General features: G+C 50.8%; 11 protein-coding genes and 1 pseudogene. 11 read left to right on the top strand and 1 reads right to left on the bottom strand.

The window, feature by feature from the left end; genetic code table 11:
* The first annotated feature begins 254 nt into the window (after window positions 1–254).
* The 9 genes and pseudogenes from HGBM_RS03030 to HGBM_RS02990 all read left to right on the top strand — a co-directional run bounded on the left by HGBM_RS03030 (window position 255) and on the right by HGBM_RS02990 (window position 9,810).
* Window positions 255–821: a sigma-70 family RNA polymerase sigma factor gene (locus HGBM_RS03030; RefSeq protein WP_019119622.1), complete on the top strand. Its 567-nt coding sequence runs from the start codon at window positions 255–257 to the stop codon at window positions 819–821.
* Window positions 812–3,079, top strand: a complete 2,268-nt coding sequence (locus HGBM_RS03025; protein WP_019119621.1) for a YcdB/YcdC domain-containing protein — start codon at window positions 812–814, stop codon at window positions 3,077–3,079. Before HGBM_RS03030 ends, HGBM_RS03025 begins: the two co-directional genes overlap by 10 nt.
* A 175-nt stretch (window positions 3,080–3,254) precedes the next feature.
* Window positions 3,255–3,476 carry a phosphoenolpyruvate hydrolase family protein gene (locus HGBM_RS32380; protein ID WP_019119620.1) on the top strand — a complete coding sequence of 74 codons (222 nt, stop codon included), beginning with the start codon at window positions 3,255–3,257 and terminating at the stop codon, window positions 3,474–3,476.
* 40 nt (window positions 3,477–3,516) lie between these two features.
* The gene (locus HGBM_RS03015; protein WP_026074170.1) at window positions 3,517–4,200 is read left to right on the top strand and encodes a response regulator transcription factor; all 684 of its coding nucleotides are present in this window, start codon (window positions 3,517–3,519) and stop codon (window positions 4,198–4,200) included.
* Between the two features lie 142 nt (window positions 4,201–4,342).
* Window positions 4,343–5,203 carry a sensor histidine kinase gene (locus HGBM_RS03010; protein ID WP_245552853.1) on the top strand — a complete coding sequence of 287 codons (861 nt, stop codon included), beginning with the start codon at window positions 4,343–4,345 and terminating at the stop codon, window positions 5,201–5,203.
* Window positions 5,204–5,296: 93 nt separating this feature from the next.
* A complete protein-coding gene (locus tag HGBM_RS03005; protein ID WP_019119617.1) occupies window positions 5,297–5,980 on the top strand; it encodes an ABC transporter ATP-binding protein in 684 nt (227 codons plus the stop codon).
* The gene (locus HGBM_RS03000; RefSeq protein ID WP_019119616.1) at window positions 5,977–8,574 is read left to right on the top strand and encodes an ABC transporter permease; all 2,598 of its coding nucleotides are present in this window, start codon (window positions 5,977–5,979) and stop codon (window positions 8,572–8,574) included. Before HGBM_RS03005 ends, HGBM_RS03000 begins: the two co-directional genes overlap by 4 nt.
* Before the next feature lie 76 nt (window positions 8,575–8,650).
* Window positions 8,651–8,908, top strand: a pseudogene (locus tag HGBM_RS29290) (M20/M25/M40 family metallo-hydrolase); the annotation flags it as partial.
* A 182-nt stretch (window positions 8,909–9,090) separates the two neighbouring features.
* Complete coding sequence (locus HGBM_RS02990) at window positions 9,091–9,810, top strand: gamma-glutamyl-gamma-aminobutyrate hydrolase family protein (protein WP_019119614.1); 720 nt, start codon at window positions 9,091–9,093, stop codon at window positions 9,808–9,810.
* A gap of 43 nt (window positions 9,811–9,853) precedes the next feature.
* Here the strand turns inward: HGBM_RS02990 and HGBM_RS02985 are convergent, their stop codons facing one another.
* Complete coding sequence (locus HGBM_RS02985) at window positions 9,854–11,089, bottom strand: MerR family transcriptional regulator (RefSeq protein WP_019119613.1); 1,236 nt, start codon at window positions 11,087–11,089, stop codon at window positions 9,854–9,856.
* A gap of 218 nt (window positions 11,090–11,307) precedes the next feature.
* Between HGBM_RS02985 and HGBM_RS02980 the strand changes: the two genes are divergently transcribed.
* Together HGBM_RS02980 and HGBM_RS02975 are read left to right on the top strand one after the other, a co-directional pair.
* The gene (locus HGBM_RS02980; protein WP_019119612.1) at window positions 11,308–12,657 is read left to right on the top strand and encodes an APC family permease; all 1,350 of its coding nucleotides are present in this window, start codon (window positions 11,308–11,310) and stop codon (window positions 12,655–12,657) included.
* Between the two features lie 20 nt (window positions 12,658–12,677).
* Window positions 12,678–14,306: an amidohydrolase gene (locus HGBM_RS02975; protein WP_019119611.1), complete on the top strand. Its 1,629-nt coding sequence runs from the start codon at window positions 12,678–12,680 to the stop codon at window positions 14,304–14,306.
* The last annotated feature ends 26 nt before the right edge of the window (window positions 14,307–14,332 follow it).

Genomic DNA, 14,332 nt, shown 5'->3' with positions numbered 1-14,332 from the left:
GCCGTCTCTGCTCCTGTTTTGCTGGCGGTGACAGCCAAGGTAGCGCGGAAAACGTTGTACTTGTTGACTTTATTTGTTTTCTTCCCCGGCAATGTGGTGTCCGTTGACGGGGATTACGCGGGAAAGCCATTTCATCACGCCGGGAGCGATCATGTTCCAGGCGTGATTTTTTCAAAAAATGTTATTTGAGCTGTCACAAATTCCCGTTGGCTGGATCAAATCCATGTATACTTCAAAAAGGGGGTGAACGAAACTTGAATGCAAAAGCTGATGAAATCAAATGGGCGCTGCAGCCGACGAAGGATGCCGTATTCGAAGGGCTGATGAGCGAGTATGGCGATAAAATTCTTCAACTCGTTTACCTCAACGTCAAGGATCGAACGATTGCCGAGGATATTACGCAAGAAGTGTTTATCAGTGCGTATCGCCACCTTGAGACGTTCCGCGGTGAAAGCAGCTACAAGACGTGGCTGTATCGAATCGCGATCAATGAGACGAAGAAATATTTGCGTTCATGGTCGTTCCGCAAGATCTTTTCCACGATCAAGACGAAGGATGAAAAGCCCGTGGAGACGGCTGACCAAATCAATCTGGAAACCATTGTCATGACCAAACAAGACAAAGCGGAGATTGCCGAAATCGTGATGTCGATGTCTCCGCAGTACCGGCAGGTGATTACGCTCTTTTACTACGAGGATCTGACGATCAAGGAAACGGCCCACGCGCTTGGCGTATCGGAGGAGACTGTGCGGACCAAACTGCACAGAGCGCGTAAACAATTTAAAAAACGGGCCGAAAAGGAGGGCATAACATGGACGTAGACAACGCATTTCGCGAAGCCGTACGCGAAGCCAATCAAAGAAATTTGCAGGGGGTTCGCTTTTCCAAGGAGCTGGAGCAAAAGATTCATACGCGGATCGCTGCCGACAAGAAGCGCGGAAATCGCAGCCGTTTCGCCATTGCCACGATTGCGGCTGCTGCGGCCGTCTCCATCGTTTGCATTCCACCGCTGCTCCGTCTCGCCCAAGAGGCGGTTTCCGCCGCCTTTTCAAAAGAGGAACCTTCCCCGCTGCACGAAACGAGTCCGCAAAAAGAAAAACCGGAGACGAAGCCGTTGACGAACGAGACAGTCGGCAAGCTGGTGCAGGCGGAACTGGAAAAATTGTATCTGGCTGCCCCTGAGCTTCGAGCCTATCGCATTGAATCAACAGACAATCTCATCTACCGGGTGAACGTGAGACTAAGGGCAGCAGATAATCAGTATGTCCACTTGATGTTGGACAGCAGGACAGGCGCACTGCAAACCTATGAACGCAGCTACAGCGAACAAAGTGGCCAAAAGCAGCTTGCTGAATCAACCGCGAAAGAAAAGGCAACTGCTTTTGTGCAGGCGATCCTCGGAGAAGACAGCAAAGCGTATCAGCTTCAGATGACGTATACCGGAAAACGGGATGCGTTCGATGAAACAGAGAATGTGACAAAAGTGCTGTTCCAGCGAGATCAGCGAAATGAGCCGCATCCCTTTGACAACATTGTCATCAGCCTGGATGGAGACGGTCAAGTCATCGCTTTCGCGCGGACGAACGAGGCAGAAGAAAAGACGCTGGAGGCGCTCAGCAAAGCGATTCCCTCCGTGCAGGCGTACCGACTGGAGGCGAAGACGCCGGACACCCGGGGCTACTCCATGCTGCTTCGCACGGAAGATACGCAGCTGGCAGCCAAACACATATCAATCAGTGTCAGCGGACCGCAAAGCGAATTAATCGGCTATAGCGTTGACAGAGAAAGTGCAGCTGAAACAGGGAAGGCACCTGATGCGCTGGCGATTGAAAAAGCAACCCAGTTCATTCAGCAGATCGTCGGCGCGGACAGCGGCAATTATCGTCGGCTGACGTACGATGGGCCGACCTCCTTCCAACGGTACGTCAACGGTATTCCCGTAATCGGGGACACGCTGCGCGTCTCTGTAGATGGGGCAGGCCAGGTCCGCTCCTTCAGCCGCGACGTCCCGACGCTTGATCAGTCGGCCTTCCCGTCTTTGACGGAAGCCGTGTCCAAGGAAGCGGCAAAAAAAGAACTGGCGGCCAATATGAAGCTGAAATACGAGCAGGGCTACGTCGCCCGGCGCGATCCGGCAACAAACAAACCGCTGGAAACGCGAACCTTGCTCGAGTATACGCCGGCGGTCACTGGAATCTCCCTGGGCAGGTCGCCGTCGCCGGCATGGTACATCGACGCCAAGAGCGGGAAGATGGAGTATGGCTTCGGCAACAACGGAATTGATTACGACAGAGCCAAACGGACTGCGCCGATTCCTGTGACGCCGCCTAAGCAGCCGGTCATCGTAAAATCGAAGGCAGAGGCGGCTCAGCTGCTGCAAGCAGAGTTTGACGTTGATCTGAGCAAACTCATCTACAGGGAGCGAAGCGAGAGTCAAAACACGAAGACCTATGCTTGGAAAACGGCTGCCGGCAAAGAGACCTGGGTAACCACTGATGCCCGTACCGGTCAGGTCATCCAGTTGAACTATCCGCGCGCAGATAAAAAAGACAGCATTACCGAGCAAGCAGCATTGGCGGAAGCAACCCGGTTCCTGCAAAAATACATCGATACGAATGTCGAGGAAGTTCAGCTTGCCACAGTCATCCCGGCAGGTCTGGGCAATGGGTATACGTCTTCCGGCGATTGGGAGTTCTGCTTTTTCAAGAGTCACGATGGTGTGCCGCTGCTCGACGCAACCGGCGGAGACGCGTATACGGTAACCGTCGACCCATCGACAGGCAAGGCGAACTACTTCAGAAATACCCCTGCCTTGATGTATGGGGCGCGAGATGACGCGGGCGGGACAGCGTCCATGGGGGCAGAGAGTTTTCCCGATAAAGCATCAGTCGTCCCGGTCGAGGAAGCGGTTGAGGAATATCTGAAATACCTTCCGCTCGAGCTTGCCTATCTGGTCAGAGATGTAAACGGCCAACTGCACGAGACGCCCATCCTGGCCTATGTGCCCATGAGCAGCGAAGCTGACGCTGCAAAGTCGTTCCGGATCGATGCCGTAACCGGAAAAGTAATCGTGAAGTAGAAACAGGACGTAAGAAAACAGGCATAACCCTGTCAAGCAGACAACCACTAAGTAGGCGATTAAGGCGCGGCTGATGCCTGGTACCTTGCCAGGAAGCAGCCGCTGCATTTTTTCTGCCACATTTCCCCTCGGAAAGGCAAGGCGCAAACATAACGTATAAGAGTTCAACATACTAGTGGGTGATGGAAAAATCACTGACATGATCCGCCATGCCCACGAATTAGGCTTGCTTACTGCGCCCTATGTATTTGACGAGGAACAAGCCCGCAAAATGACGGAGGCTGGATTTCCACACACCCTTGCCGACGAAAGTGATGGGGCAAGGGTGTTTTTGTTTGCCAAATTCATACTTTCGCGTTTGGAAAAAGATTTTCCATTCATTTTCTGTTACATTTAGGGAGGACATACCCATGAAATGTAGTGAGGATGATCATCAGATGAAAATTTTGCTCGTGGAAGACGATAAAACGATCGCGTCCGGTCTTGAATATTCGCTGCAGCAAGATCACTTTTCTACCGTCATTTGCCATGATGTTGCATCTGCAAAAAAAGTATTGGCTGAACAAATCGATCAATTCGCTCTATGTTTGTTTGATTTGTCCCTCCCGGACGGAAGCGGCTATGAACTGTGCCAGCTGGTAAAAAAGCAGAGGGATATTCCCGTTATTTTCTTAACGGTGATAGATGATGAGGGGAATGTCGTCATGGGGCTTGACATGGGAGCCGATGATTACATTACAAAGCCCTTCCGCATTCGCGAGCTTCTCTCGCGGATCAAGTCAGTCTTGCGGAGATACCACAAGCCGTCTCAGACAAAAGCGGTCATCGACATAAAAAATGTCCGCATCAATACGCTTGAAGGAAAGGTTTACAAGAATGGCGCCGAAATTCCCTTGACGGCGCTAGAGTATCGCTTGCTGCTCGTCTTCGGCAACCATATTGGACAAGTCCTTTCAAGAAATCAGCTTTTAGAGCAGATATGGGATGTGGCCGGCGACTTCGTCAATGATAATACGCTAACCGTTTATATCAAGAGGCTGAGGGAGAAGCTGGAGGATCATCCGCAAGATCCGACGCTGATCAAAACCGTGCGCGGTCTGGGCTATAAGGTGGGGGATTAGCATGCTGCGAAATCGGGAGATTCAGATTCTCTTGCTGGTCATGTGCTCCATCAGTTTGGCGGCGATCGTCGCTGCTGCCTTTCTTTCATCTGCAGCCGCGGTGCTCGTTTTGATCACGTCTGCCTTGCTCATGGGAAGCAGTTTGGTCTTTACGAAGTGGAGATATCGCGAAATCGAGAAGCTGTCCCTCTACTTGCGGCAGATTAGCAGTGGAAATGATTCACTTGATGTTCGAGATAATAAGGAAGGCGAGCTGAGTATTTTAAAAAATGACATTTACAAAGTGACGCTCATGCTGTCGGAGCAAAGATCCCTTTTACAGCAAGACAAAATTCAGCTCACGGATGCCATTTCCGATATATCCCATCAGCTCAAAACGCCGCTTACCTCCATGACGGTCATGGCAGATCTGCTCGGCGACCCCAAACTGCCTGTCGCAAAAAGAATGGAGTTCACCCGCAATATTCGGATTCAGCTTGAACGAATCGATTGGCTTGTCTCTTCTTTATTAAAGCTCTCGAAAATCGATGCGGGGACGGTTCTATTCAAAAAAGATCAAGTCAAGATCGGAGAGCTTATCCAAAAGGCGTTAGGGCCGGTTCTGATTCCGATGGATATTAAAGCACAAACGGTTTCGATCAAGGGTGACGACAAAGTCACCTTTCTTGGCGATCTCAATTGGACCGCTGAAGCCGTCATCAATATTTTGAAAAACTGTGTGGAGCACACTCCTGAAGGCGGAGAAATCGCCATTTCTTTTTTCGAAAACGCACTATTTACAGAAATTGTAATCGCTGATAACGGGACAGGAATTCCCAAGGAAGACATTCCCTATGTATTCAAGCGTTTCTACAAGGGGAAGAATGCCAGCGAGGGCAGCATCGGCATTGGTCTTGCGATGGCTCACAGCATTATTGCAAGACAAAACGGAGTGATTGATGTTTCCAGCGGCAGCAAAGGGGGCACGCAGTTTCGGATTAAATTTTACAAGCAAGTAATTTAACCGCAAGTGACGAAATTGTCATTTTCACAGTCACTTGAAAGTCATTTTGGACAGATAAGATGGAACCATCGGTAAAATGATGGAGGTTTTACAATGGAAATCTTGAGAATTGAACATCTATCCAAATTATATGGAAAGGGCGAAACGGCGGTAAGGGCACTTGACGATGTTTCTTTTTCGGTCAAAAAAGGGGAATTTGTCGCGATTATTGGCCCATCCGGATCGGGGAAATCAACGCTTCTGCATTTGCTGGGCGGTGTGGACAGGCCGACAAACGGAAAAGTCCTCGTCGATAACACGGACATATACAGCCTGGATGAAACCCAGCTGGCCATCTTTAGACGCAGGCAAATCGGCTTGATCTACCAGTTCTACAACCTGATTCCCGTCTTGACGGTTGAAGAGAATATCACGCTGCCGCTCTTGCTTGACGAACAGAAGGTAGACAAGAACCATTTTGATGAGATCGTGAAGAAGCTGCATCTGGAAAATCGTTTACACCATCTGCCCAATCAGCTTTCCGGCGGACAGCAGCAGCGGGTCTCGATTGGCAGGGCGCTGATCAACAATCCCGCGATTATGCTGGCTGACGAGCCGACCGGCAACCTGGACAGCAAGAATAGCAGTGAAATCATCGACCTGTTAAAAGTGTTTAACAAAACCTATCATCAGACATTGATCGTCATTACCCATGATGAGCGAATTGCTCTGCAGGCTGACAGGATCATTGCGATTGAAGACGGAAGGATTGCCAAAGATGAGGTGATTCGCCCGTGAATATTGTCAATAAACTGACGATCAGACATTTAAAGCAAAACAAGAGACGAACGCTTGTGACGGTCATTGGCGTCATTATTTCGGTCGCTATGGTGACGGCTGTCGCAACACTTGGTGTCTCCTTTTTGGATTTGATGAAACGGCAGACAATCGCAGATGGTGGAGAATGGCATGTCCTCTACAAAGATGTGAACACCAAACAGCTTGAAGCGATCAAAAATGATGACGCAACAAAAACCGTTGCGATCTCGCGGGATCGCGGCTATGCCCTGTTGGAAGGGAGCCAAAATAATCACAAGCCCTATGTATTCATCAAGGAGTACAACTCACAAGGATTTCAACAATTTCCGATTGAACTCAGCAAGGGGCGGCTTCCGCAAACAGACCATGAAGTGGTTATTTCAGAGGATATCGCTGCGAACGCCAAGGTAAAATACGAGATTGGCGATCATCTCACCCTGCATGTTGGCCAGCGATTCTCGGAAGACAATGATCAACCGCTGGACCAATTTGAATCATTGCGCATGGCAGATGGCGAAATGACCGAAACCTTAAAAAATACGACAACGAGAAACTACACGGTCGTAGGCTACATGAAACGCCCCACCTGGGAGCCGACGTGGGCGCCGGGGTATACCATTATTAGCTATGTCGATGAAAACATCATGGGAGCAAGCGATAAAGTCAATGCCGCGGTTGTCCTGCAAAAAGTCAATCGTTCCTTGTTTGCTCATGCGGAAAATATGGCGGAGAAAAACAACATCGAATCCGTCCAGTATAATAATGAATTGCTTCGCTATTACGGCGCGATCAAAAGCGAAGGCTTGAGCAGCACACTTTATCCCCTGTCAGCCATCATCATGGCGGTCATTATCATTGGCTCGGTCTCGTTGATCTACAATGCATTCGCGATTTCCGTCTCGGAGCGCTCCCGTCATTTGGGCATGCTTGCGAGCGTAGGGGCCACGAAGAGGCAGAAGAGAAATTCCGTCTTTTTTGAGGGCGTCGTCATTGGCTTGATCAGTATTCCCATCGGAATCATCTGCGGTCTTGTCGGGATTGGCATTACCTTTTGGTTCATTAACTCCATCATTCAAGGAGCATTGGGGATTACGGAAAAGCTGACGCTCATCGTCACGCCATTATCGCTCCTGATCGCCAGTGCAGTTTCCATGATGACGATCTTCATTTCAACCTATCTCCCTGCCATCAAGGCATCCAGAATCTCCGCCATTGATGCGATCAGGCAAACAACGGATGTGAAACTGACCAGCAAGGCGGTGAAAACGTCTACGTTCATTCGCAAGCTCTTCGGTATCGAAGCGGAGATCGGGCTGAAAAACCTAAAGAGGAACAAACGCAGATACCACGCCACCGTATTTTCGCTCGTCATCAGTATTGTTCTGTTTTTAACGGTATCCTTTTTTACCGCCAATTTGAAAGAATCCCTGGCACTCTCGCAGGAAGGCGTAAATTACGATATCCAAGCATGGTACTTCGATGAAAAAGAACTGGATGATTCGTTGATCAGATCGATCGCATCCCTTGATGATGTAACAGAATACAGCGTCATCCACGGGCTAAATGTGAATGCCTGGATTGAACAAGCAGCAATCGCCGACGAATTGCAGGAAGCGGTAAAGCGGGATCCGGGTATTCTGCGGGACGGAAAATATCCTTACTATATTCTGGTAAATGCCTTGGACGATTCCAACCTGCAAGCTTATGCAAAAGCGGTTGGTGCAGATTACGAACAGCTGACCGATCCGGATCATTTGGCTGCGATCGTGATCGATACGATCCGTTATAGGGATATGGATACGGAAAAGTATGTCAAAACGAAAGCCATTCATGCGAATGTCGGACAAAGTATCGATTTGACCGATATAGATGGCGAAACAGGAAACGAGACAGGTTTACCCCAAGTGAAAATTGCTGCGTTGACCGACCAATATCCGATGGGGATTCATCCAGAGTCGGCGGGGGTAGGCGGGTTAAATCTCATCGTCTCGAAACGAGTCATGGATCAACTGAGAGACAATATAAAGAAAGCCAACATACAGACATATCTCTTTCTGAAAAGTACAGATCCGGTGAAAACACAACAGGAAATTGAAGAAATGAACGAGCCGAATTTGCATGTTTCGAATATGTATCAATCGAGAAAACAGGATGAACAGAGGATAATGCTGATGTCCGTCTTCTCGTATGGCTTTATCGTATTGATTTCGGCGATTTCGATCGCGAATATTTTCAATACGATCTCCACCAGCATATCCCTGCGCAAACGGGAATTTGCCATGCTGAAATCCGTTGGAATTACGCCAAAAGGCTTTACGAAAATGATGCATTACGAAAGTATTTTTTACGGGATCAAGGCGCTGGCTTTCGGGCTTCCCATCAGCTTTGTCGTGATGTTATTGATCCATCGGGCCTTGATGAACAAATTTAGCTACGGATTCGCGCTGCCCTGGGTGAGTATTGTTTTTGTCATCGCTGCCGTATTTGTCATCGTCAGTTCAGCCATGCTGTATTCCAGTGCAAAAGTAAAAAAGGAAAACATTATCGATGCATTAAAGCAGGAGAGTATATAGGTTTATGCTGTAGAGACACGCAGAGTCTGCCGGCACATACCCTGACCCAACAAAAAGAAGAGGAAAGCGACCGCCGGTAAACACCCCGCTCGACCACCCGCTGGTCACAACGGTATCGAAAAGTGCAGAAGCGTTTGGCATCAGTCCGCGTTACGAAGGTTTCGTCGCGGTCTCCGATGCCGCCTTCTACGCGGATAAGGAGATTCCGGTGCTTCTCTTCGGCGCTTCGGGCGGCCAGCTCCACGGCCCCAACGAATACGTGAATCTGGAGTCTTTTTACAATACGACCAAGGCTTTAATCCTGACCGCATTGCACGGGCAGCAAGCGCGATAAGCAGGCTGGTGGTCCCGGAGCGCTGACGGATACTCTTAGGTGAGGAAGGTCTCCATTTTTGGGAGACCTTTTGTCTGTTTCCTCCCTCCAAAGGAAGGACTTGTACTCGCCGTCAAGAATATGTATCTGTGTTTGCAAAAAGTCGCCAAAACGAAATCGACAGATAGGAAGGGGTAAGGCAAATGCCGCAAAAACCGGTTATCGGAATCACAGGAGCTTTCATCAAACACAATGCGTTTATGGAAGGAGTCTACGTACATCATGACTACCATAGATCGGTAGCGGCCGCGGGGGGAATCCCGATCGTTCTGCCGTTTATCAATCCGGAGGCCGCACTTGAGGCTGCCGCTCTGTGCGACGGAATTATCATGAGCGGCGGCGAGGACGTCGACCCGCTCTATTACGGAGAGGAACCGCATCCCCATCTGGGCTATACCAACCGGGAGCGGGACGAAACAGAACTGGCGCTCATCCGGCATGCGCTGGACCACAACATCCCGCTGCTCGCCGTCTGCAGGGGTGTACAGATTTTAAATGTCGCCCTGGGCGGCACATTGATCCAAGATATACCCAGTCAGTGGAGTGAGCCGCTGCAGCACTCGCAAAAAGCGGAGCGGAGCCGGGATACGCATGCGGTTGCCCTTGAGCCGGGAAGCTGGTTGGCTGAGATTCTGGGGGAGCAGCGGATCCGGGTAAACAGTTTGCATCATCAGGCGCTGAAGGATGTTGCCGACGATTTGAAAGTTGCTGCCAAAGCTTCCGACGGCATCATTGAAGCAGTCGAGTACACGGGCTCCTCTTTTGCCATCGGCGTGCAGTGGCATCCCGAATCAATGACCGCCACGAATCCTCTGATGAAAAGGCTGTTTGAAGCATTTATCGCCCGCTGCAAGAAACAATGAGATGCCTAGATGAAAGCGGGAGAACAGGTGCAGCGCGGCAGGATCAAGAAATCCTCCGTGCCAGATAGGCGACAAGATGAAGTTTCTCGCCCTTGATGTGGTAGTCCAGATATTTGCCTGGGTTTGTCGTAAAGCCTATGTACTCTCGTTTTTGAAAGGCAAATCCATGCAGCTGGATATGCTGCTCCATGTAGTCCAGCAAGAAATTCCGGGGATGCGGATCGGGATACAGCTTGGGGATGTTGCCCAGGGATCGGGCGCCCGACGGATAATACATATGATTCCCCAATATTTGCGCTCTTTCCGTCAAGTACGGATTCAGCTTCGCCAGCGGATAGACTTGATCAAACATGGAATAATCGTTGAATGAGATGGTATCCATCACGTAATCGATCGAACCGTGGCGGATGGGCAGCATCATATCGCTATTGACGATGTACAGCGCTTGCAGGTCAGGATTGACCTGCTCGATTTTATTCTTCAGTTTGGACAGCGTCGCCACTCCGTGCCCGCTGAAAATATAGAGCGCATCAGACAGCAGGGTGGCAAAATGTTTCGGGGGGAACACGTAGACATCGACATTGGTCTCTAAAATGACGCGTTTCGCCAGCTCCTGTTCCATTAAGTGTTTATATATCCACATGCTCCCTTTTTCCCAGAGGCTGACCAGGCTTGGGGAGAGGTCGTCCCATGTGTTTTGGTCGTAAATGGAGTACTGCAGTTTGGAGGTGTGAAATACAGAGGAAGTGGTGATCAGGGTGCCTTCTTTGATGCTGGCCTGATAACCGCATGAGCAGTGCAGACTGGCGTGGAATACCTCCTGATTTTGAATGCAGGCATCAGTCAAATCCAGTGATTTCTGGCAGTGCGGACAAGCCAGCAAGGGAAGGAAAGCAAGCGGGACCCCTGTCCGGTTTTCGACGGTGGTCTGCCGGCTGATGGAGCGCAGCTTCTCCTCAATCTGTTCGATGGACTGGTTGAGTTGATCGCGTTCCCCACTAAGCTGACGCTGCTTTTCCTGCAGCATGACCGCCAAAAAATGAAGATCTTCCATATCGGAAAATTGCGTGATCCGTTTCAAGGAGAGAATCTTGTGAATCTCCTGGAGCGTGAAGCGCATTTTTTTTAATTCGAGAATGACATGCATGTCATCCAAGCAATTTTGATCGAATTGAAGCTGGCTTTCCCTTTTGTTGGGAACCAGGAGACCAAGCTCCGTGTAATACCGGACCGTATCAATCGAGATATGAAAATGCCTTGCAAAAGCTCCGATTTTCACCGCTATACGCCTCCCATCATTTTGGTCTTCATTTTAACTGAAAAGGTAAAGTATACTCCATGTTTTTTTGGTCATTATCTGAATTTTCCCATTGATATGAAGACTACTAGATCATGTACGGTAAAAAGCAGAGGGGAGGGGGATACCGCGATTCGTCTCTTTGAAAGTGCCTTCATTTTATCGTTGGACCGCAAACTGCATTCGGAGGAGTTGGTATGATGAAAAACCAGGCTTCGCTGCAGCGTACCCTGACGCTCATGCCTGTCGTCTTGTTCGGATTGGCCTATATGGCACCGATGACCGTCTTTACGACATACGGTGTCGCCACGCAAATCTCTCAAGGCATGCTGCCGTTGGCCTATTTGTTGGCGCTGGCGGCCATGATGTTCACCGCATACAGCTACAGTCAGATGGTCAAGGCGTACCCGGTAGCAGGTTCAGCCTACACGTATACGCAAAAATCGATGAATCCGCAGGTGGGATTTTTGGTTGGTTGGGCCGTTTTGATGGATTATTTGTTTCTGCCCATGATCAACTTCCTGGTGGCCGGGATCTATCTGTCTGCCGCTTTTCCTTCCGTGCCGCAGGGCATCTGGGTCTGCCTGTTTATCGTCGTCATGACGCTGATCAACATCTTGGGCATCAGGTTAACCACCAATATCAACACGCTGCTGATCGTCTTTCAGGCCATGGTCATCATCGTCTTTATGGCTTTATCCATCAAAGGAATCATGAATGGCATTGGGACGGGAACACTCGTCGCAATCAATCCGTTCGTCAATCCGGATGTGCCATTATCATCCGTCATCGCCGGCTCATCGATCCTCTGTCTCTCCTTCCTCGGTTTTGACGCCGTAACAACGCTGTCAGAGGAGACAATCAATTCCCAGAAGACCATCCCCAAGGCGATTCTGCTCGTCACCTTGATCGGGGGCGCTTTGTTTATCATCGTCTCCTATGTCGCGCATATGGTATATCCGGACTACGCCAGCTTCCAGAACGCAGACTCAGCCGCCTCGGAAATCGCGGAGTTTGTCGGCGGCATCCTGTTCGGGTCTGTGTTCATCGCCGGGATGATTACCGCTTGCTTCGCTTCAGGTTTGTCGGCACATGCCAGCGTCTCCCGGCTTCTGTACGCGATGGGCCGCGACCGGGTGATCTCCCATACACTGTTTGGCTACATCCATCCCAAGTTCAAAACGCCGGTGTTTAACATCGTGCTCGTTGGCATCTTTGCCGTCTCCGGCTTGTTCGTCGACCTGGTAACGGCCACCTCGTTCATCAACTTTGGCGCGCTGGTAGCATTCACGTTCGTGAACCTGTCCGTGATTTCCCACTACTTTATCCGCAATCAGCGCCGGAGCGGACCGGACATCATCCGATTCCTGCTCGTCCCTTTGATCGGCGCATGCTTTACCCTTTGGCTGTGGACCAATCTCGATTCTCATTCTTTCACGCTGGGCTGCATCTGGATCGCGATCGGAGTGATTTATCTCGCGTACCTGACGAAGCTGTTTACCCGGCGGCCGCCCGAACTGAGCTTTGATGAAGCGGACAAACCCGCATAACGATCGGAGGAGAAGCGCAGATGTCAACACAGCATGCCGGATTTGCAGACTGTTGTTTGATGAGCAACGCTGTTTTTACCGGGGTCGAAGATCGGCCGAGGGCAGGAGGTGTCGCTGTAAAAGGAAACCGGATTCTCGCTGTCGGCACTCTATCGGAGATCGAAAACCTGGTCGGCCCGGATACCAAGGTGCTTCGCTACGGCGATCAACTGATCATGGCTGGCTTTCACGATTTTCATATCCATCTGCTGCTGGGAAGCTTGCAGCAACAGTGCGTCCATCTCTGGAAGGCCAAATCGGCAGAAGAAGCGGCCCGGATGGTCAAAGAGTACGCCGACCAGCGTCCGGACGATCCCTGGATCATCGGATTTAGTTGGTATCACCTGTACTGGGAGAACAAACAGCTTCCGCACCGCTCCACCTTGGACAAATACGTGCCCGACCGCCCGGTGTTTTTGTTCAATGCAGAGTGCCACGGCGCGTGGCTGAACAGCAAAGCGTTGAAATTGGCAGGGATCACGCGCGATACACCCGACCCGCCCTATGGAGCGATTGCCCGTGACGGGGCGGGGGAGCCCACGGGATTTTTGTACGAGTCCGCGATGGCTTTGGCAAAGCAGGCCTTTCAATTTCCGCGGGAGCGCCGAATCAGCCTGTTGCAAGGGTTTTTGCGTCATGCCGCCAGTCTCGGCGTCACTTCTGTGGCAGACATGTTCCCATTGGTTACGATGGAATTGGGCAATCTCGACATGTACCGCGAATTTGACGAAACGGGCCAATTGACCGTACGCATACATTTTTTGGTAGAATGCAATGGTGATTTGGAAAGACCCAGGCGGCTGCGGGAAGAATACAAGTCAGGAAAGCTGCAATTTTCCGGATTGAAGAATTTTCTCGACGGTGTGCCGGCCACCTATACCGCTTTTTTGCTGGAGCCTTATTCAGACAATGCCTCAACCCGCGGATCTACACTGGTACCGCAGGAGCTGATCGATGAATGGACGATCAAGGCCGATCGGGAGGGTTTTCGCATTCGCTATCACGCCTGCGGGGATGCCGCGGTCCGGCTGGGTTTGGATTGTTTCGAAGCAGCGCGGCGCAAAAACGGCGTGCGGGACTCCCGCCATACGATCGAACACATCGAAGTCATCGATCCGGGGGATATCAGCCGCTTTGGCAAACTTGGCGTAATCGCCTCCATGCAGCCGGAGCACATCGCCTCCGCGGAGAGATTTGCCGAGAATGCGTACGTGTCTCGCCTGGGTCCCAAGCGCATTCCCTATGCCTGGCCGATCCATTCCTTGCTGAAAACGGGAGCAAAGCTGGCTTTCGGCAGCGATTTCCCGGTGGTCGCCCTCGACCCCATGCTTGAGATCTACCGCGCGGTGACTCGTTTGCACAATGACGGAGAACCGGCAGGGGGCTGGATCCCCGCTGAGCGGATTACGCTGGCGGAAGCGCTGCGGGCGTATACGCTCGGGTCTGCCTACGGCAATTTCCGCGAACACGAGCTTGGCACCTTGGAGGCGGGAAAGCTGGCCGATCTGATCGTTTTGGACCGCAACCTGTTCGCGGTCGATGCAGAAGAGATTCGTCAGACGAAAGTATGCTTGACGATGATGGATGGCAGCATCGTCTATGAAGCCTAGCGGGAAGCTAGATGAAGAATTAGAGA

Source organism: Brevibacillus massiliensis (genome assembly GCF_000311785.1).
GTDB lineage: Bacteria > Bacillota > Bacilli > Brevibacillales > Brevibacillaceae > Brevibacillus_C > Brevibacillus_C massiliensis.
Note: the sequence above shows the minus strand (reverse complement) of the source record. Positions and strands in the feature narration are given on the sequence as shown.

Coding starts and splice junctions, on each gene's coding strand:
- HGBM_RS03025 (WP_019119621.1), top strand. CDS start 812: ATGGACGTAGACAACGCATTTCGCGAAGCCGTACGCGAAGCCAATCAA.
- HGBM_RS02975 (WP_019119611.1), top strand. CDS start 12,678: ATGTCAACACAGCATGCCGGATTTGCAGACTGTTGTTTGATGAGCAAC.
- HGBM_RS03005 (WP_019119617.1), top strand. CDS start 5,297: ATGGAAATCTTGAGAATTGAACATCTATCCAAATTATATGGAAAGGGC.
- HGBM_RS03015 (WP_026074170.1), top strand. CDS start 3,517: ATGAAAATTTTGCTCGTGGAAGACGATAAAACGATCGCGTCCGGTCTT.
- HGBM_RS02980 (WP_019119612.1), top strand. CDS start 11,308: ATGAAAAACCAGGCTTCGCTGCAGCGTACCCTGACGCTCATGCCTGTC.
- HGBM_RS02990 (WP_019119614.1), top strand. CDS start 9,091: ATGCCGCAAAAACCGGTTATCGGAATCACAGGAGCTTTCATCAAACAC.